The 19,332-nt window shown below is 57.5% G+C and carries 16 protein-coding genes; 12 read left to right on the top strand and 4 right to left on the bottom strand.

Features of this window, described 5'->3' with window-relative positions:
* Positions 1-31 precede the first annotated feature (31 nt).
* Entirely contained in the window at positions 32-532 is a 501-nt protein-coding gene (locus HKD40_RS08705) for a YHS domain-containing (seleno)protein (protein ID WP_169195353.1), read from the bottom strand.
* Positions 533-628: 96 nt separating this feature from the next.
* On the opposite strand from HKD40_RS08705, the gene HKD40_RS08700 reads away from it, so the two are divergent.
* Positions 629-1,198, top strand: a complete 570-nt coding sequence (locus tag HKD40_RS08700; protein WP_169195352.1) for a DUF1134 domain-containing protein — start codon at positions 629-631, stop codon at positions 1,196-1,198.
* A gap of 163 nt (positions 1,199-1,361) precedes the next feature.
* Positions 1,362-2,258 (top strand): hypothetical protein, encoded by an 897-nt coding sequence (locus HKD40_RS08695; protein WP_169195351.1) that lies wholly within the window; start codon positions 1,362-1,364, stop codon positions 2,256-2,258.
* A gap of 3 nt (positions 2,259-2,261) precedes the next feature.
* Here the strand turns inward: HKD40_RS08695 and HKD40_RS08690 are convergent, their stop codons facing one another.
* Entirely contained in the window at positions 2,262-2,609 is a 348-nt protein-coding gene (locus tag HKD40_RS08690) for a hypothetical protein (RefSeq protein WP_169195350.1), read from the bottom strand.
* Between HKD40_RS08690 and HKD40_RS08685 the strand changes: the two genes are divergently transcribed.
* From HKD40_RS08685 to HKD40_RS08665, 5 genes are all read left to right on the top strand, one after another.
* Positions 2,608-3,636, top strand: coding sequence for an RluA family pseudouridine synthase (locus tag HKD40_RS08685; RefSeq protein ID WP_169195349.1), 1,029 nt, complete (start codon positions 2,608-2,610; stop codon positions 3,634-3,636). The genes HKD40_RS08690 and HKD40_RS08685 overlap by 2 nt on opposite strands.
* Positions 3,637-3,856: 220 nt before the next feature.
* Entirely contained in the window at positions 3,857-4,726 is an 870-nt protein-coding gene (rpoH, locus tag HKD40_RS08680; protein WP_169195348.1) for an RNA polymerase sigma factor RpoH, read from the top strand.
* Positions 4,727-4,938: 212 nt separating this feature from the next.
* A complete protein-coding gene (gene ftsH / locus HKD40_RS08675) occupies positions 4,939-6,867 on the top strand; it encodes an ATP-dependent zinc metalloprotease FtsH (protein ID WP_169195347.1) in 1,929 nt (642 codons plus the stop codon).
* A gap of 120 nt (positions 6,868-6,987) precedes the next feature.
* Complete coding sequence (glmM, locus tag HKD40_RS08670) at positions 6,988-8,331, top strand: phosphoglucosamine mutase (RefSeq protein WP_169195346.1); 1,344 nt, start codon at positions 6,988-6,990, stop codon at positions 8,329-8,331.
* 151 nt (positions 8,332-8,482) lie between these two features.
* Positions 8,483-9,220: an outer membrane beta-barrel protein gene (locus HKD40_RS08665; RefSeq protein WP_169195345.1), complete on the top strand. Its 738-nt coding sequence runs from the start codon at positions 8,483-8,485 to the stop codon at positions 9,218-9,220.
* A gap of 93 nt (positions 9,221-9,313) precedes the next feature.
* On the opposite strand, the gene HKD40_RS08660 is transcribed toward HKD40_RS08665, so the two are convergent.
* Positions 9,314-10,612 carry a sorbosone dehydrogenase family protein gene (locus HKD40_RS08660; protein ID WP_169195344.1) on the bottom strand — a complete coding sequence of 433 codons (1,299 nt, stop codon included), beginning with the start codon at positions 10,610-10,612 and terminating at the stop codon, positions 9,314-9,316.
* A 186-nt stretch (positions 10,613-10,798) separates the two neighbouring features.
* On the opposite strand from HKD40_RS08660, the gene HKD40_RS08655 reads away from it, so the two are divergent.
* The 3 genes from HKD40_RS08655 (at position 10,799) to serA (ending at position 14,881) form a co-directional block, all read left to right on the top strand.
* Entirely contained in the window at positions 10,799-11,803 is a 1,005-nt protein-coding gene (locus HKD40_RS08655; protein WP_169195343.1) for a YihY/virulence factor BrkB family protein, read from the top strand.
* 148 nt (positions 11,804-11,951) lie between these two features.
* The gene (locus HKD40_RS08650) at positions 11,952-13,133 is read left to right on the top strand and encodes a phosphoserine transaminase (RefSeq protein WP_169195342.1); all 1,182 of its coding nucleotides are present in this window, start codon (positions 11,952-11,954) and stop codon (positions 13,131-13,133) included.
* 164 nt (positions 13,134-13,297) lie between these two features.
* A complete protein-coding gene (serA, locus tag HKD40_RS08645) occupies positions 13,298-14,881 on the top strand; it encodes a phosphoglycerate dehydrogenase (RefSeq protein WP_169195341.1) in 1,584 nt (527 codons plus the stop codon).
* 53 nt (positions 14,882-14,934) lie between these two features.
* Here the strand turns inward: serA and HKD40_RS08640 are convergent, their stop codons facing one another.
* Positions 14,935-15,882: a DMT family transporter gene (locus HKD40_RS08640; RefSeq protein ID WP_169195340.1), complete on the bottom strand. Its 948-nt coding sequence runs from the start codon at positions 15,880-15,882 to the stop codon at positions 14,935-14,937.
* A gap of 164 nt (positions 15,883-16,046) precedes the next feature.
* On the opposite strand from HKD40_RS08640, the gene HKD40_RS08635 reads away from it, so the two are divergent.
* Both HKD40_RS08635 and HKD40_RS08630 read left to right on the top strand, forming a co-directional pair.
* Entirely contained in the window at positions 16,047-17,336 is a 1,290-nt protein-coding gene (locus tag HKD40_RS08635) for an adenylosuccinate synthase (RefSeq protein WP_169195339.1), read from the top strand.
* Positions 17,337-17,516: 180 nt separating this feature from the next.
* A complete protein-coding gene (locus HKD40_RS08630; protein ID WP_169195338.1) occupies positions 17,517-19,322 on the top strand; it encodes a hypothetical protein in 1,806 nt (601 codons plus the stop codon).
* Positions 19,323-19,332 lie beyond the last annotated feature (10 nt).

Below are 19,332 nucleotides of genomic sequence, written 5' to 3'. Positions count from 1 at the left end.
GGGGAAGAATAAAGGTCGTTTGTCGAACGCACTACCGTATTGAAAGCGTTTTGGACAATGTGACCCAATGTTCAGCGCCTTTTAAGGCTGCTGCATCTGGGGCTAAGAGGAATGCTTCCCGATTAGCCGCCGAATAGAATAAGAACAACCGCCCTTTAAAAACGGTGTAGATTTTGGGATCGGCATCAGAAACGAAGCCTCGTGCCATGCTCATGCCACCATGCCCCCCATATTGTGGGGAGTAGACTTCGGGATGGCCCATAAACACCTGCATATTTGCCTCGTTGGCAAACTGCCAGGGCACCCCCATCCAAGTGTACTCATACTGAGGCTGACCTTTTAATGGTGCAGGATCAGTAAAATAGGAGACAGGATCCATGCCCTCAATGGCAACGCCAGTGAGGGGATCGGTGAGAATATAGGTGACGAGTGATTGCGCCTGTGCAGGCGCAAAAACGGCCGAAACCAGCCAGAAGAATGGCAGGAAGGCGGCGATCATGGTTAAGTTTTGTTTAGAGGTTTGCTTCATCATGAGGACGATCGAGTGGCAGGCCGGCGCATCTCCAGTGTGGCGGCAAGACCTTAAAGTCTTCGTAAGACGCATGCCTCGAATAAGGGAGTTTTATGTATGTTCAAGCGCCTAACCCAGCTGGCAGCGTTTTTAGCCGCAGTGGCGCTGTCCCCCGCTCCCACTTATGCACAGGGTTCTCTCAGCGATACTTACTCTGGTCAGGAACTTGTCGAGAGCGGACAGCAATTCTTTGGCAGTGCCGCCCAGGGTCTCGCCTCGGTTGTTGAGAAGGCAGTGAGCCAGTTCGGCCTGCCAAATGGCTACGTTCTCGGCGAGGAAGCTGGCGGCGCGCTGTTCCTCGGCGCCAAATATGGCGAGGGTGTCGTTCACACCCGCAATGCCGGTCAGTTCCAAATCTATTGGCAAGGCCCAAGCATCGGCTTCGACATTGGCGGCGATGGCTCCAAGGTCATGATGCTGGTCTATAACCTCAATAATGTTCAGGAAATTCTTGGACGTTATCCGGGCGTCGATGGCTCCGCCTATGTTTTTGGTGGCTTTGGCATGACTGTCACCAAGCGCGACAATGTTGTGATCGTTCCAATCCGCTCCGGTGTCGGTGCGCGCCTTGGAATTAACGTTGGCTATCTGAACTTCACAGCCCAACCCACCTGGAATCCCTTCTAAATAGGCCCCTCCCCTTTAATCAAGCCGAAGCGCGCTTTGGCTTGATCGTGACGGCGGCTCAAATTCTCGCTAAGATTGGGGAACGCCAAAGGCTATAACGCCTTGTAGAATTGCTGTGTCCGGGTGCACCTCGAGCTCTCAGCGCAGCCGGAGGGTTGGCTTTATGTTGGTCGAGAATATTATGTACTTCGTTTTAGGCCTGCTGATTGCAGGGTTGATGGCCTTGGTCATCATGCCCGCAGTCTGGCGCCGCGCAGTACGCCTGACCAAGCGCCGAATTGAAGCTGCCACGCCAATCTCCATGGCCGAGTTTCGGGCTGATAAAGATCATTTGCGCGCCGACTTCGCCCTACAAACGCGCCGCCTTGAACTCACAATCGAAAGTCTGCGCCAGCGTCTTTCTGAACAATTGGGCGACGTTGCTCAAGCGCGTGTTGACGCAGTTCAGATCAGGACGGAACGCGAGCAACACGCCGCCTTTAGCGCTGAAGGCGAAAAGCGGGAGTCCCTGCTGCGGGCGCGCGTCGCCGAGCTGGAAAAAGAAGTCGCAAGCCTCAATCTTGATCTTAGACGCTTTAGCCGTGGCGAAACTGAGCCCCGTGAGCAAGCCACGCCCATTGAGCTGAGCGAAGCCGAGGCCAGCTTGAATCGCGCAGAAATGCGCCTGAACGCGATTTTGACCAAGCCCTCAAAGGCCGACGAAGTCGAAACAGGGCAAAGTCTGCTGGCGGACGAATTGTCTAGCCTTGAGGCGTCCGACGCATTGCGCAAGCAGGTCTTGGCACTCGAAACCAGCATTAACGAAACTTGGGCGAGCGATGATTTCGATGAAGCGGTGCTTCGCCGCGAATTGATGGATGTTGCCAGCGGCATCAGCCGCTTGGTCTATGCCGCCGAAGAAAAACCAGCTGCCACCATCATCGAAGAAAGCCTGTTTGATCGTATCAAACGCTTTGCCGACGATGGCGAAACCGAAGATCTCCTGCCCGCACCAGCTGTCACCCAGCGCGGAACAGTGACAGATCGGCTGGCCGCACTGCGCGAGCTGCGCGGCAACTAAACCTTAGAGCTTTGCGATCTCGATCGTGCGCAGCAGTGTGCCAGTGCTCGAATCGTAAACATTGAGCAGCGTGCTTTCGCCTGCGCGATAGGTCACCTGAACTGTGCCGTCGATATTAAGTGAAGAGAGAACTTCGCTGCCGACAGGCACGCTGACAGTGGCGACGGTGGCAGGCGGCGGTGCGTCGCGCATCACGCGATAGACAATTGCAAAGCCAATCGCCATAAAGCCCAACAACATTATGCTGATCGACCATGCGAACGATCGGCGTGCTTTGCCAAACGCAGCCTTGGCTTCTGGCGACAATTCCATGTCGGCATTATCGGGCTGGTTCTGATCAGGATTACTCATGGCTGACGATACCGATTTCGAGGTTGAGGGCGAGCCCGTAGAAATTTCTATAGACGAAACACTTGCCGGTGGTCGCCTCGACGCTGTTCTGGCCAAGGAACATGACGTCCTTAGCCGTAGCCGCATCAAAGAACTCATTCTCGGCGGCGCTGTTTCTATCGACGGCAAGCCCGTAAGCCAACCCAATTATCGGCTAAAGGCCGGTGAAACTATTGTGCTTCAGGCCCCGCCTCCGGAAGATCCAGAGCCACAGGGCGAAAATATCCCGCTCGAAATCCTGTATGAGGACAATCACCTCATCGTCATTAACAAGCCAGTTGGCATGGTTGTGCACCCAGCGCCCGGCTCGCCGAACGGCACGCTTGTCAACGCGCTGATCTACCATTGCGGAGACAGTCTCAAAGGCATTGGCGGCGTCAAACGGCCCGGCATTGTCCACCGTCTGGACAAAGACACGTCCGGCGTCATGGTCGCCGCAAAAACCGAGAAGGCGCACAAGCACCTTTCCGCTCAGTTTGCGGACCATGGGCGCACCGGTCCCCTGCACCGTGCCTATATCGCCTTCGCTTGGGGCACCACCCAATCAGGTCTGGGCACCGTCGATGCTCCATTGGGCCGCGATCCGGGCAATCGACTGAAACAGGCGGTGTTGAAGAGCGGGCGCGGAGCGATCACCCATTACGCTGTGGAAGCGCGCTATGGCGGCGAGGGCTGGGATGTGACACGCATTCAGTGTCAGCTTGAAACGGGCCGCACCCATCAGATCCGTGTGCACATGGCCCACATCGGCCATCCCCTCGTGGCCGATCAGCTTTACGCGCCCGGCTACGCGACCAAAGTCAATCGTTTGCCCGAAGAGTTGGCAGATATCGTCCGCAATTTAGGTCGACAGGCGCTTCACGCGGCCGAGTTGGGCTTTGAACATCCCGCCACTGGCGAGGAAATGATGTTCGATGCCGAACTCCCTGATGATTTGGCTGAACTGGAAGAAGCGCTGCAAGTCTATGACAAGGCGCTAGCGCGATAGTCACCAGACTGTGTCGGAACAATATCCAAACACTAGGAGTTCTGCCTAGTCGGCAAAGTTCGGTTCGCATTGAGAGGATTGTGCGCGGCATCGCGTTCAGTCCTCTTAAATTTGCCAAACTGTGTCCTATATTGAGGCTACATCCACTTCTGTGCCGACCTGGATGGGAGTGGTATTTCTGCCCGCGATAAGTGGGGGATGCTGAAAGGGGTGCGTATAAATGGCCCAGACCAATTTGCCTGTACTCTCGTCTGAGGGAGGCTTGAGCCGCTATCTTCAAGAAATTCGGAAGTTCCCAATGTTGGAACCCGATGAAGAATACATGCTCGCCAAACGCTATAAAGAACACACAGATCCTGCCGCGGCGCAAAAGCTGATCACCAGCCATTTGCGCCTCGTCGCCAAAATTGCCATGGGTTACCGCGGCTACGGCTTGCCAATTTCGGAAGTAATTTCAGAGGGCAATGTCGGTCTGATGCATGCGGTTAAGCGTTTTGAGCCCGAAAAGGGGTTCCGCTTGGCCACCTATGCCATGTGGTGGATCAGAGCTGCGATCCAAGAATATGTCCTGCGCTCTTGGAGCTTGGTCAAAATCGGCACGACCGCTGCGCAGAAGCGCTTGTTCTTCAACCTTCGCAAGGTGAAGGGCCAAATTGCGGCGCTCGAAGATGGCGCACTCCACCCTGATCAGATCAAGCAAATCGCAACAACGCTCAAGGTCACTGAAGCCGATGTGGTCCAGATGAACGCTCGCCTTTCCGGTGATGCGTCGCTGAACTCGCCGATGCGCGCTGACGAAGGTTCTTCGGAGTGGCAGGATTGGCTTGTCGACGACACGCCAGATCAGGAAACCACGCTTGGCGAGACCGAGGAATACACCGAACGCATGGGCTATTTGAACCAGGCGATGGAAGTCCTTAACGATCGCGAACGCGCCATTTTCCAGGCCCGTCGACTTAAGGAGAGCCCCTCAACGCTCGAGGAATTGGCCCAGCAGTACGACGTGAGCCGCGAGCGTATTCGCCAGATCGAAGTGCGTGCATTTGAAAAAGTGCAAGAAGCAGTTCAACAGGCCGCTCGAACCCAATAATAAGCAGTGCCCCTCGCTTTGGGGCACTGATCAACAAGGGTGCACGATCCGAAATACCGGCGAGTTGCGATTTTCATTAACGCTCTCGCTACAAAAAGACTGGACATCTCGTCCAGAACGGAACAGGCATCACCCTTGTAACACCCCACGCGGGGACTTACATTTGCCCAATACCCGGCGCTCTCCGCGTCGGCCTCTCCGGGACAGGATTAATGAACGGAAATTTCCGCAACTTTGCCATCTGGCTGGTCGTACTCTTCATGTTGATGGGCCTATTTCAGGTCTTTCAATCGACATCGCGGACTTCGAACGTCGGCGAAAAGAGCTACAGCCAGTTCGTCTCGGATGTTGATGCGGGCCGTGTCACCAATGTGACCATCACAAATAACGTCGTTTCCGGCGTTTTGAATGATGGCACGCGCTTTGAGACGATCATTCCTCAGGGCGCAGACCTCGTGACGCGCCTCGAAGAACGCAATGTCGGCATCACTGCTCGCGCCCCTGAATCGAGCCCATTCTGGTCCATCCTCCTGTCCAGCTGGCTGCCGTTCATCGTCATCATTGGCGTGTGGTTCTTCTTTATTCGCCAGATGCAGGGCGGCGGTCGTGGCGGCGCGATGGGCTTTGGTAAGTCGCGCGCCAAGCTCTTGACCGAAACCCAGGGCAAGATCACCTTCGAAGACGTCGCTGGCGTTGATGAAGCCAAGCAGGACCTCGAAGAAATCGTCGAATTCCTGCGCGATCCAGGCAAGTTCCAGCGTCTGGGCGGTCGAATTCCGCGCGGCGTACTGCTTGTCGGCCCACCTGGTACCGGTAAGACACTGCTCGCCCGTTCTGTGGCAGGTGAAGCCAATGTGCCGTTCTTCACCATTTCCGGCTCTGACTTCGTTGAAATGTTCGTCGGCGTGGGCGCATCGCGCGTTCGCGACATGTTCGAGCAGGCCAAGAAGAATGCGCCGTGCATTATCTTCATCGACGAAATCGACGCCGTCGGTCGCCAGCGTGGCGCTGGTCTTGGCGGCGGTAACGATGAACGCGAACAGACCCTCAACCAGCTCCTCGTCGAGATGGACGGCTTTGAAGCCAATGAAGGCATCATCCTGATCGCAGCGACCAACCGTCCGGACGTTCTCGATCCTGCACTTCTGCGTCCAGGCCGCTTTGACCGTCAGGTCGTTGTACCAAACCCAGACGTTTCGGGCCGTGAAAAGGTCCTCAAGGTTCACGTCCGCAAGGTGCCACTGGCTCCAGACGTCGACCTCAAGGTGCTCGCACGCGGTACTCCGGGCTTCTCGGGTGCGGATCTGATGAACCTCGTCAACGAAGCTGCCCTTATGGCCGCTCGTAAGAACAAGCGCTTCGTCACCCATCAAGAATTCGAAGACGCTAAGGACAAGATCATGATGGGTGCAGAGCGCCGCACCATGGCCATGACCGACGACGAAAAGAAGCTGACCGCCTATCACGAAGCTGGCCACGCCATCATCGCTCTCAAGGTTGCTGGCATCGATCCGATCCACAAGGCGACCATCATCCCACGCGGTCGCGCGCTGGGGATGGTGATGACCCTTCCGGAAAACGACACCTATTCCTTCAGCCGTGAAAAGGCGCTTGCGCGTCTGACCATGCTGTTCGGTGGGCGTGAAGCGGAAATCATCAAGTTCGGTCCTGAAAAGGTTACATCGGGTGCATCTGGCGATATTCAGATGGCAACAAGCCTAGCGCGTTCCATGGTTATGGAATGGGGCATGAGCGAACGCCTCGGCCGTGTGCGCTACAAGTCCAATGATCAGGAAGTCTTCCTCGGTCACTCGGTCACCCAGTCGACCAATATGTCGGACGAAACCGCCAAGTTGATCGATCAGGAAGTACGCAAGCTCATCGAAGACGGTGAAGCGTCTGCTCGTGACATTCTCACGACCTACCACGACCAGTGGGAAGCGATTGCACAGGCCCTTCTGGAATTCGAAACCCTCACCGGCGACGAACTCCGTGCCCTCATGGATGGCAAGCAGCCCGTCCGTCCAGATGATGGCCCATCGGCTCCAAAGGCTTCCGGCGTCCCCGCAGCTGGCAAGGGTGCAAAAAAGCACAATGACGGCGGCGAAGAACCAGGCATGGAACCGCAGCCTGAAAGCTAACGCTTAATCTCTACGCCTTAAAAGGGTCACCTAAGGGTGGCCCTTTCTCTTTGTGGCCGTCTCGGCTATTCCACTCCAAGTGGTATTCTAAAAACAACACCAGTGAATCGGGAGCGAAACATGGCGCGCAAATATTTTGGTACCGACGGCATCCGCGGTTTAGCCAATGGCGACAAGCTCACTCCTGAACTCGCGCTCAAAGTCGGCATGGCCGCGGGCACCAAGTTCGTGCGCGGCGATCACCGCAATCGCGTCGTTATCGGCAAAGACACGCGCCGCTCCGGCTATATGATCGAACAGGCTCTGACCGCGGGCTTTACGGCTGTCGGCATGGACGTCTATTTGCTGGGCCCAATGCCCACACCTGCTGTTGCCATGCTGACCCGATCCCTGCGCGCCGACTTGGGCGTGATGATCTCGGCCTCACACAACCCCTATGACGACAACGGCATCAAGCTTTTCCGCCCCGACGGCTACAAGCTCTCCGACGAGCTTGAAAAAGAAATCGAAGCATTGATCGACAGCGACATGTCCCGTCACCTCGCCAAGGGGCGTGACATCGGCCGCGCGCATCGTGACGAAGAAGCGCGCACGCGCTACATCGAATACGCAAAGCGTACCCTGCCCCGCAGCATGGATCTGTCAGGTCTGCGGATCGTCGTCGACTGCGCCAATGGCGCTGCCTACAAGGTCGCCCCGGTCGCCCTTTGGGAGCTGGGTGCAGAAGTTTTCACCATCGGTGCCGAACCCGATGGTTTTAACATCAATCACAAGGTGGGCTCGACCGCGCCAGACGCTGTTGCCGCCAAGGTCAAAGAAGTCCGCGCTGACATCGGCATCGCTCTCGACGGCGACGCCGATCGCGTGATCATCATTGACGAGAAGGGCCGCGTCGTCGATGGCGATCAGTTCATGGCCGTCATCGCTGAAAGCTGGGCAAAGCGCGATATGCTTGTCGGCGGCGGCATTGTGGCCACCATCATGTCCAACCTTGGCCTAGAACGCCACCTAGCCAAGCTCGGCCTCAAGCTTGAACGCACTCAGGTGGGCGATCGGTACGTTCTCGAGACCATGCGCTCCAAGGGCTACAACGTCGGTGGCGAACAGTCCGGGCATATCATCCTGTCCGATTTCACCACGACGGGTGATGGCCTCGTTGCCGCGCTCCAGCTGTTGGCGGTCCTCAAGGAAGAAGGTGGCAGCATTTCCTCGATCTGCGCACGCTTTGAAAAAGTCCCGCAGCTCTTGCGCAGCGTCAAATTCAAGTCCGGCAAGCCGCTCGAAAACAAGCAGGTAATTCAGGCCATTGCAGATGGTCAGGCGACGTTGGGTGAAGGTGGCCGAGTGATCGTTCGCGCCTCCGGCACAGAACCGGTCATTCGCGTTATGGGCGAAGCCGATGACGCCTCACTCGTCGAAACCGTCGTCAGCCAAATTGAGACAGCAATCAAACAAGTCGCCTAAAGCATTTAAGAGTGGCTTAGAAAGTATTTGTATTTTTGTTGAGCCCCAGCACTTTATAATTTTGCATAGTTAAGCGGTTAGGTTAAGAGCGCTTTAATGAGTTCTGCGCATATTGCAGGAGACAACTGGTCTCGTGGCAACCGAGGAACTTATGATGCGTACCCTAACCGCTGCGCTGCTCTCAGCAGCTGCCTTTGGCATGGCGGCACCAGCCAATGCCGCCGATATTTTTATTCCGCCCCCAAGCGCGGGCATCGACATCCCGGATGTTGACTACGGCTATGCTGGCTCGATGTATTTGCGCGGCAGCTTAGCCGGCAATTTCCTTTGGGCGCGCAATGCCGATCACTACACCCTGCCTAACAGTCGCTATGAAACGAACAAAACCGGGTTTGGTTTCTCGGCAGGCGCCGGTGTGGGTTACGAAACCGGCAGAGGCCTACGCATGGACGTCACGGCCGATTACCTGCATAACGACGGCTTGGGCATCACTGTCCCAGCGGGTCATGCAACCCTTGCCGCGGGCGACCACAAGCTGAAGCTGCGTTCGACGCTTCTGCTTGCCAACGCCTATTACGACTTTGGCTTCGGCGATGGCTTTGGCGCGGCTGGCGGCACGTTCGGTTATGTTGGTGCCGGTGCCGGTGTGGCGATCAACCGCCTGATCACCGAAGGTCCAGGTCTCCCCGACGCCTGGGGTGGCAACACCAGCTTTGCCGCAGCAGGCATGGTCGGCCTTGGCTATGACTTCGGCCAGGTGGTCGCAGACGTTGGTTACCGCGCGGTCTACATCAACCGCATTGAAAACACAGCGACGACCAATCCCTATCGCATAGACGACAGCTGGACCCATGAGGTTCGCGGAACTGTTCGTTATCGTTTCAACTAAAAAATAATCCGATCGCGGCTGCCACACCGCATCGGAAATAAAAAAGACCGGCGCCTCGCAGCACCGGTCCTTTCATATGAGCAGCTGTAACGCTTAGGCGCCTGTTACGCGCCAGATCACGTCACCAACGTCATCCGCCATCAGCACCGCGCCATCAGCAGCCAATGCCACGCCCACCGGACGGCCATACGTGTACTTCTCATCAGCCGACAGGAAATCGGTGAGAATATCGCGCGGCATGCCGACAGGCTTACCGTTTTCAAAAGCAACAAAAGTCAGCTTATAGCCAGACAACTTGGATCGGTTCCACGAACCATGCTGGCCGATAGCCATACCCTGCGTATACCCAGGCAAGGTGCCTTCCGGCAACCAGCACAGACCCAGCGACGCCGTATGCCCACCGAGGGCATAATCAGGCTGCAGTGCACGCGCCACGAGATCTGCATTCTGCGGCACGCGCTCATCGACCACGCGATCCCAATAGCAATAGGGCCAGCCGTAAAAGCCGCCATCAACCACCGAGGTCAGATAGTCCGGTGGCGTTTCATCGCCCAGACCGTCACGTTCGTTGACCACAGTCCAAAGCTGATTGGTCTGCGGCTCCCAAGCCATGCCAACTGGATTGCGCAGACCGGCACCAAAAATACGGGATTGACCTGTGACAAGATCCAGCTCGTGGATCGCCGCGCGGTCTTCTTCAACTTCCATGCCGGCGTCGGCAATATTGCTGAGCGAACCGACAGCGACATAGAGCTTCTTGCCATCAGCGCTGGCGATGAGATTGCGGGTCCAGTGACCGCCCGCCTTCATCGTCATCAAAACCTGGCCAGCACCAGTTATCTTGGTCTGTCCAAGCTCATAGGGGAAGGCCAAAACCTTGTCACTGGCACCAACGTACAGCGTGCCATCGAGATAAACCAAGCCATAGGGCTGGCGGACATTGTCAACGAGCACATGGCGCTCTTCAGCAACGCCGTCGCCATCAGCATCACGCAACAGCGTCACACGGTTGGCGCTTGAACCAGAGGCCTTAGCGCGCTCCATGGTTACATGCATTGCCCAGTCAAAAATGTTGGACGGCTTACCAGCCTCACCCATGGATTCTGCGACCAGAACGTCGCCATTGGGCAGCACCAGCATGTTGCGCGGGTGATCAAGACCAGTTGCAAACGCATTGACCTTCAGCCCAGCAGCTGCAGTCGGCTTATGGTCCCCAATCCAGCCTTTGCCGGTCGGCATTTTGAGCGTCGGCACAGTGCCCTGCGCCTTTGCGGTTGGGATAGCGGGATTGAGGCCGAACGAACGTGTGGTCAGATTGTCGTTACGGTGACGCAGCGAAATCGCGGTTGCGCCGATAACGGCAACGACTTGGGCAAAGGCTTGCTTGATCATGGAGCACCTCTATTGGGGCAGTGACCATTCTTTTGTCACCCACCCGCCGGGCAGGCAAGCGCTAGCACGCCAAGAGGTGTGGTTTTGTCGATTAACTGTCATCCAAGCTCCCGCCCACCGCACGGAACCAGCGACCAGCGTTCCACATTGACCCCAACACGACACAGCTGACTGGTGGGGCACTTAATGGACGCTGCGGAAACAACATCAGGGGCAGCACTGGGCCGTCATGCCAACGCGCCTTGGCACATTCCATTGTCGGGCTGGAAAGAGATTATTTTCCGTGTCGTCAGCGACTTTCTCGAGAACCGCATCTTGCTCACCGCAGCAGGCGTAACCTTCTTCGTGCTGCTTTCGCTCGTTCCCACACTCTCGGCCGTGGTCACGCTTTATGGCCTGTTTAACGACAGCAACAGCGTTCTCAATCACATCCAGTTGCTGTCCGGCTTCATGCCTCCAAGCGCGCTGGACCTTTTGAACGATCAACTCACACGCCTCATTTCCGCATCAAATGACAGCCTAGGTTGGACGTTTTTACTCTCGCTCGTCATCGCCCTGTGGAGCGCCAGCGCGGGGGTAAAAGCCCTCTTTGAAGCGATGAACGTGGCCTACAAAGAGAAAGAACGGCGCTCCTTCATAGCGGTCAACGCGCTGGGGCTGTTTTTCACCTTCGCTGGCGCAATCGTCACCGTCGTCGTGCTCACCGTTGTTCTCGTCATGCCTGCGGTGCTGCAATTTTCTCCAGCATTCGGTCTCGATTGGGCCGTACGGCTCGGCAGTTATGCTGTCATGCTCGCCACGCTCGCCTTTATGGTGTCAGCCTTCTATCGCTGGGGCCCAAGTCGCCGTCAGGCGAAGTGGCGCTGGATCATGCCGGGCGTGCTCATATCGCTGATCCTTCTCGCCGCGACCTCGGTCGGGTTTTCTTGGTACGTTACCAATTTCCCGCAGCACAACGCAGCTTCCGGCTCACTGGGCGCCGTCATCGGCCTCATGACGTGGATTTGGCTCTCGAGCACCATCGTCATTGTCGGCGCAGTCTTGAACGCATCCATTGAGTTACAAACCGGCCGAGACTCGACCCTGGGCCCCGCGCGCCCTCTGGGTTCACGTGGGGCTTATGTTGCCGACACCATTGCGGGCTCCCCAGCACCCAACATCGTGCAATTGGACGGTAGTCCAAGCGCTTAAGCCAGAACTGCTCAGTCCAGCCACATTCGCTAGGAAATCGACGCGCCTCTAAAATTCTGTTTGACGACTCTGCCATGCAAGGCGTATTGGCGGCCTCAGGACATCTCGCCCTAACGCGAGACCATAGGCCTGGGAGGGCCGCTAGAAGATGGCTAATTCGCCCCTGACTGCACCGGCAGTAAAACCGGCAAACCCAAATTTTTCGTCGGGCCCGTGCTCGAAGCGTCCAGGTTGGACCATCGCTGCCCTTGAAGGCGCGCTGACCGGTCGTTCGCACCGCGCAAAGATCGCTAAGGCTCGCATCCAGCAATCCATCGACCTGACCCGTGAACTGCTTCAGGTTCCGGCTGACTACCGTATCGGTATTGTTCCTGCGTCCGACACCGGCGCGGTCGAAATGTTCCTCTGGAGCGCTCTGGGCGCTCGCGGCGTTGACATGCTCGCTTGGGAATCCTTCGGCGCTGGTTGGGTCACCGACGTGACCAAGCAGCTCAAGCTTGAAGACGTCCGCACGCTCGAAGCTCCATATGGTGAACTGCCAGACCTCACCCAGGTCGACTTCACCCGTGACGTTGTCTTCACCTGGAACGGCACCACGGCGGGCGTTCGCGTACCAAACGCAGACTGGATCCCAGCGGACCGCGAAGGCCTGACCATTTGCGACGCCACATCTGCCGCATTTGCCCAGAACCTCGATTTCGCCAAACTCGACGTTGTCACCTTCTCCTGGCAGAAGGCCCTCGGCGGTGAAGCAGCCCACGGCATTCTGATCCTGTCGCCACGCGCTGTCGAACGCCTCGAATCCTACAAGCCAAACCGTCCTCTGCCGAAGATTTTCCGCATGACCAAGGGCGGCAAGCTGATCGAAGGTATCTTCAAGGCCGAAACCATCAACACCGTCTCCATGCTTTGCATCGAAGACGCGATTGATGCGATGCAGTGGGGCCTTGAGATCGGTGGTCTTCCGGCCATGCAGGCCCGCGCCAATGCGAACTACAAGGTTCTGGCCGATTGGGTTGCCAAGACCGATTGGGTCGACTTCCTCGCCAAGAACGAAGACCAGCGCTCGAACACTTCAGTGTGCCTCTCGATCGTTGATCCAGAAATCGCAGCGCTCGACGCCGACGCTCAGGCAGCCTTTGCAAAGGCCATCGTTGCCCGCCTCGATAAGCTCAATGTCGCTTACGACTTCGGTTCCTATAAGGACGCTCCGGCTGGCCTGCGCATCTGGGCAGGTTCGACCATTGAAGCTTCCGATCTTGAAGCTCTGACTCCATGGCTCGATTGGGCCTTCGCTGAAGAAAAGGCCGCCCTCAAGGCCGCCGCTTAAGTTCTCGCTTCCCCCTCCCTTTCCTCCCCCGCCCGCGGGGGAGGGGCTGATCGAGTTGGCACCAACACATTTGCCAAACTCGGAGCCATCCCTCCCCCGCTCTCGGGGGAGGTTAGGTGGGGGTGGTTCACCGCAAGCACACCAAATTCAGGGACGTTCCCCAAATGCCAAAAGTTCTCGTTTCCGATAAGCTGAGCCCAACCGCCGTCCAGATCTTTAAGGACAACGGTGTTGAAGTTGACTACCTGCCAGACCTCGGCAAGGACAAGGAAAAGCTCCTTGAAGTCATCGGCAACTACGATGGCCTTGCCATCCGTTCGGCCACCAAGGTCACCGAAAAGATCATCGCTGCAGCAACCAATTTGAAGGTTGTTGGCCGCGCCGGTATCGGTGTCGACAACGTCGACATTCCGGCTGCGACCAAGAAGGGCATCATTGTGATGAACACCCCCTTCGGCAACTCGATCACCACGGCAGAACACGCCATTGCTATGATGATGGCTCTGGCCCGCCAGCTTCCAGAAGCGGACGCATCGACCCGCGCGTCGAAGTGGGAAAAGAACCGCTTCATGGGTGTTGAAGTCACCAACAAGACCCTCGGCCTCATTGGCGCGGGCAACATCGGCTCGATCGTGGCCGACCGCGCACAGGGTCTCAAGATGAAGGTCGTTGCTTTCGACCCATTCCTGACCCCAGAACGCGCACAGACCATGGGCGTTGAAAAGGTTGAGCTTGAAGACCTCCTCGCTCGTGCCGATTTCATCACCCTGCACACCCCGCTGATCGACGCGACCCGCAATATCCTCAATGCGGAAACCATCGCGAAGACCAAGAAGGGTGTTCGCATCATCAACTGCGCGCGCGGCGGTCTCATCGACGAAGCGGCCCTTTACGACGCTCTCAAGTCCGGCCACGTTGCTGGTGCCGCTCTCGACGTGTTCCTCGAAGAACCAGCCGAAAACAACCCGCTGTTCGAACTTCCAAACGTCATCTGCACGCCACACCTTGGCGCGTCGACCACCGAAGCTCAGGAAAACGTCGCCCTTCAGGTTGCTGAACAGATTTCGGCTTACCTGATGACCGGCGAAATCACCAATGCGCTGAACTTCCCATCGATCTCGGCAGAAGAAGCACCGCGCCTGACCCCATGGGTCAAGCTTGCTGAAACTCTGGGCGGCTTTGCTGGTCAGCTGACCGAAACCGCCATCAAGGGCATCCGTATTGAGTTCGAAGGCTCCGTCGCTCAGCTCAATACCAAGCCAATGATCGCCGCCGCCATCAACGGCGTTCTCAAGCCATCGCTTGGCGACATCAACATGGTCTCGGCTCCGCAAATTGCTAAGGATCGCGCGATCGTGGTGGAAACCACCAACCGCGACCAGCAGGGTTCTTATGAAGGCTACATCCGCCTGACAGTGATCACCGCTGAGCAGGAACGCGCCATCGCCGGCACCATCTTCGCCAACGGCAAGCCACGCGTCATTCAGGTCAAGAACATCAACATGGAAGCCGAGCTTTCCGACTCGATGCTCTATGTCACCAACGAAGACAAGCCAGGCCACATCGGTCGTCTGGGCACGCTCCTCGGCACGCTGGGCATCAACATCGCCAACTTCAATCTCGGCCGTGCCGACATTGGCGGCGACGCGATTGCTCTGGTCTCCATCGACGGCACACTGACCGAAGAACAGCTCGCTCAGATCGCCGCTTTGGAAGGCGTCAAGCAGGCCAAGGCCCTTCGCTTCTAATCAAGCCACATTCGACGACAACGAAACGGCGCTCTTCGGAGCGCCGTTTTTGTTTAGGCTCTGGTTTTGCGCGCAGCGACTTCAGCGAGGATAATCCCGCCGACAATAATGAGCGCAGCAATGACGTGGTAAAGCTGTAGCGCCTCACCCAAGAGAAGCAGCGAACCCAAAGCCCCAAAAACTGGAATGAGATTGTGGCTTGGCGCCGCGCGGTTTGCCCCGACCAGTTCCACCCCACGGGCATAGGCGACCTGTGAGAACATCGACGGGAAAATCGCCACGTAAGCGATCACCAGCCACACGGCGCCAGACATATCGGCAAGCTTGGCGACCTGCCCGAGACCTCCCCCGAAAAGCGCCAACATCACCACTCCGGTGATCGCCGCTCCCGTAAACGTCACAGCCATAAAGCTCATGATGTCCATCTTCGGCCGATATTTTAGCGCGAGGGTGTAGGCGGTGTAGGCGAGGCAAGCGAGGATCACAAAGCCGTCACCGGGGTTCACGTTCAACGTCAGCAAACGACTAATGTCGCCATGTGTGGCCGTATAGACGACGCCGAGAATGGCGAGAACCACACCCAATACCTGTAGGGGCCGGACACGCACCCGGAACACGAAGAAATTTGCCGCCAGAATGAGCATTGGCAGCGCTGCCTGGACAATCGCGGCATTCACCCCTGTCGTGGTTTGAAGACCCAAATACAGCAGCACGTTAAAGAGCGCGTAGCCCACAGCGCCAAAGGCCATGAGCACAGGCCAATACTTCCGCACAACCGACCAATCTCGTTTCAACGCCGTCCATGCAAACGGCAGAATGAACAAGGTCGCCAAAACACACCGACTCGCCAGCAGCAAAAATGGGTCGATTTCATCGGCTACCAATTTGGCTGCGACGACGTTTCCGCCCCAAAAAAGAGGAGCCAATACAAGCAGAAGATAGGGCTGATTGAGAATCTGGGACGATAAGGCGCTGTTTTGGTGTTCTTGCGGCTTTGTCATTGACGCCATGTGATGTAAGGACATTCCGACTTAGAGTTATCCGTCGGTATATGAACTGACAATATCGCGCGGATGGGTAAGTCCTGATCTGGTAGCTCGACACAGCAGCGTCGGGTTTTTGACGTGTCCGACACCCGGACGCGCATTCTAGAGGAAGACTGATTATGGCGAATGTGGTTGTCGTCGGCTCTCAGTGGGGCGACGAGGGCAAGGGCAAGATTGTGGACTGGCTAGCGGACCGCGCCGACGTTGTCGTGCGCTTCCACGGTGGTCACAACGCCGGCCACACGCTGGTCATCGACGGCGTCAGCTATAAGCTGGCTCTGCTGCCGTCTGGCCTCGTGCAGGGCAAGCTTTCGGTTATCGGCAACGGCGTCGTCGTCGACCCTCACCACTTTGTTCAGGAAATGAGCAAGCTGCGTGCCCAGGGCGTTAAAATCACCCCCGAAATCCTGCGTATCGCGGACAATGCTCCGCTGATCCTTTCGGTCCATCGTGAACTCGACGGCATCCGTGAAGACGCCAATTCCGGTCTCAAGATCGGCACGACCCGCCGTGGTATCGGCCCTGCTTATGAAGACAAGGTCGGCCGCCGCGCGATCCGCCTCATCGATCTGAGCGAGCCAGAAACTCTCATGCCAAAGATCGAGCGTCTGCTCGGTCACCACAACGTTCTGCGTCGCGGTCTCGGCCTCACCGAAATCAGTGCTGATGCAATCTACGAAGAATTGACCTCGGTCGCCGCAGAGATCCTGCCGTTCATGGATCGCGTCTGGGAAATCCTCGACACGAAGCGTCGCGCTGGCGCACGCATCCTTTTTGAAGGTGCACAAGGCGCTCTGCTCGACAATGACCACGGCACCTATCCGTTCGTGACCTCGTCGAACACTGTTGCTGGTCAGGCTGCTGCCGGTTCGGGCCTTGGCCCAACCGCTATCGACTACGTGCTTGGCATTACCAAGGCCTACACCACCCGCGTGGGTGAAGGTCCATTCCCCTGCGAACTCAACGACGACGTCGGCCATCACCTGGCCACCGTTGGTCGCGAAGTCGGCGTCAACACCGGCCGTCCACGTCGTTGCGGTTGGTTCGATGCGGTTCTCGTACGCCAGACCGTCAAGACGTCCGGCATCACCGGTATTGCCCTGACCAAGCTCGACGTTCTTGATGGCCTCAAGGAAATCAAGGTTTGCGTCGGCTACGAACTCGACGGCGAACGCATTGATTACTTGCCTGCCTCAATGGGAGCACAAGCGCGCGTTAAGCCGATCTACGAGACCCTCGAAGGTTGGACTGACACGACTGCAGGTGCGCGCAGCTGGGCAGAATTGCCAGCGCAGGCCGTCAAGTATGTTCGCTACATCGAAGAGCTCATTGGTGCACCGGTCGCTTTGTTGTCGACCAGCCCCGAACGTGCCGATACGATCCTTGTAGTAGACCCATTCCAAGACTAAGTTTTTTTGCTACAAGTCTTCGCAGCAATAGTGAGTACCAAGTAACCTATGGCGGATTACAAGGAGCTGCTCCGTCGAGCTATCTCGGCGCTTCCGGAGAACAATGGGGCTGCGCGACGCGCAGTCTATGAGAAGGCACGTTCAGCGCTCGTAGCTCAGCTACGGGCCATCGAGCCCCCATTGCCAGCAAGGGAAATCACCCAGCACCGACTGCAGTTGGAAGACTGCATTCGGCAGGTGGAACAGGAAGCGAGCGAGGCTGTCATCAGCCTTGGTCGCGATACTGTATTCTCTCGCCCGGTCCCACCGACGCCACGTCCAACTCCTGCCCCCGCCCCTGTGGCGCCGGCTCCCGAGCCGACGCCGCCAAAAACCGAATCAACGCCTCCACCAGCGCCCGAAAAGCTGCCGGAGCCTGAGCCGCAACCCGAGCCACAATTCGTACCGCGCCCGGTTGAAGCCTCTTCTTCAGCAGTGCCGGAAGCGCCTCCGGCTGCGCCTGCGCCGACTATCGTGAGCGAGCCTAATCCGCTTGCCCCTGCCCCCGCGCCCGTGGCTTCCATCGAAGAAATTATCGCTGAAGCGGCCAGCACCACTGGTGTTGCAGTCGTCCAAGATGCGCAGACCGATAAGGCCGACGCTCCAGTGGCCGCGCCAGCCTTCATTGCGCCAATTGAGCGTCCGCAGCCCAAGCCGTTCTTCTTTGCCCCCCGCAAATCTGCTGAGGACACCGCTCCGCCGGTTATGACCAGCACTGCGCTCGGTAATCAGCCAGAGACCGTTCCGGTCATCATCGAGCCGCCGCTCCCTGTTGAGCCAGCTCTGTCGAGCGTGAGCGAAGTCGAGCTTGAGGGCGACACCAAAGAAGCTGAAGGCGCTATCGAACGCGCCATCGAGACTTTGGATCGTGAAGCCCGTGGTGAGACCACCGAGCCGCTGCCGGATCGGGATGCGTCGCTCAAGGCCGCCATTGGCCACACAGAAGACGACCCTAATTTTGTACCCATCCGTACTGAGACGCACTCCGGCACTGGCCTGACAATTTTCTTGATTGTCTTTGCCATGTTGCTTGTTGGCGCTGGCGGCGCTGGTTTCTGGGCGTGGCGCGAAGGCTACGTCAATCTCGACCAGATGTTCGGCCGCACCGAAGTTGCTGCGGTTCAAACCCCTTCCCCGGAACCAACTCCGGGCCCAAGCCTCGATACCACCGTGTCTGACCCAGTGGTCAGCGAAGACGGTGCCAATACCGGTCCCGGGAACACTGCAACAACGGCTCCGTCTGAACCAACGAGCAGTCTCGAAGGCACAGCCGAAGATCGTCTGGCCGCCACCCCATCTGCGCCCACAGCGCTTCCTTCTCTCAACGGCGAAGGAAAAATCGAAGAGCGCCTGACCGGTCTCGACACCCAAATTTCGGGCACGAGCGACCCTTCAGCAACGGTTGATCCTTCGGTACTCGCGGGCAATCAGTCTCTCTTGCTTGAAGCTTCCGCCACTGGTCAATCCGGTGCAGTTCCCTATTCGGGATCGGTGGAATGGACCGAGAGCGTTGATGAACTTGGCATGCCTACTCTGGTCGGCACGGCCAGCATCCCGGCCCGAAACCTTGCTGTGAACCTGATCATCCGCCGCAACACAGATCCTGTGCTGCCAGCGAGTCACTTGATGGAAATCACCTTCAACGTCCCAGACACTTTTGCAGGTGGCAATATAGCGACCCTTGCAGCTGTCCTGCTCAAGGATAGTGAGCTCGTTCCGGGCACCGCTCTGGTCGGCGCTGGCGCACGCGTATTGGGGAACACATTCCTCTTTGCCCTCAGCGCCTCACCATCTGACGTTGAGTCCAATATCGATCTCCTCCAGAACCGTCGTTGGCTCGACCTTGCCATGGTCTATGGCTCAGGGCGCAATGCCATCCTGACACTGGAAAAAGACGACGAAGCGCAAGCGGTCTTTGATCGCGTCATGGCAGAATGGGCTGAATAAAATTGGAGCG

This window comes from Devosia sp. MC1541, from assembly GCF_012847305.1.
Lineage (GTDB): Bacteria > Pseudomonadota > Alphaproteobacteria > Rhizobiales > Devosiaceae > Devosia.
The sequence above is the reverse complement of the archived record's forward strand: the minus strand, read 5'-3'. Positions and strand labels throughout refer to the sequence as shown.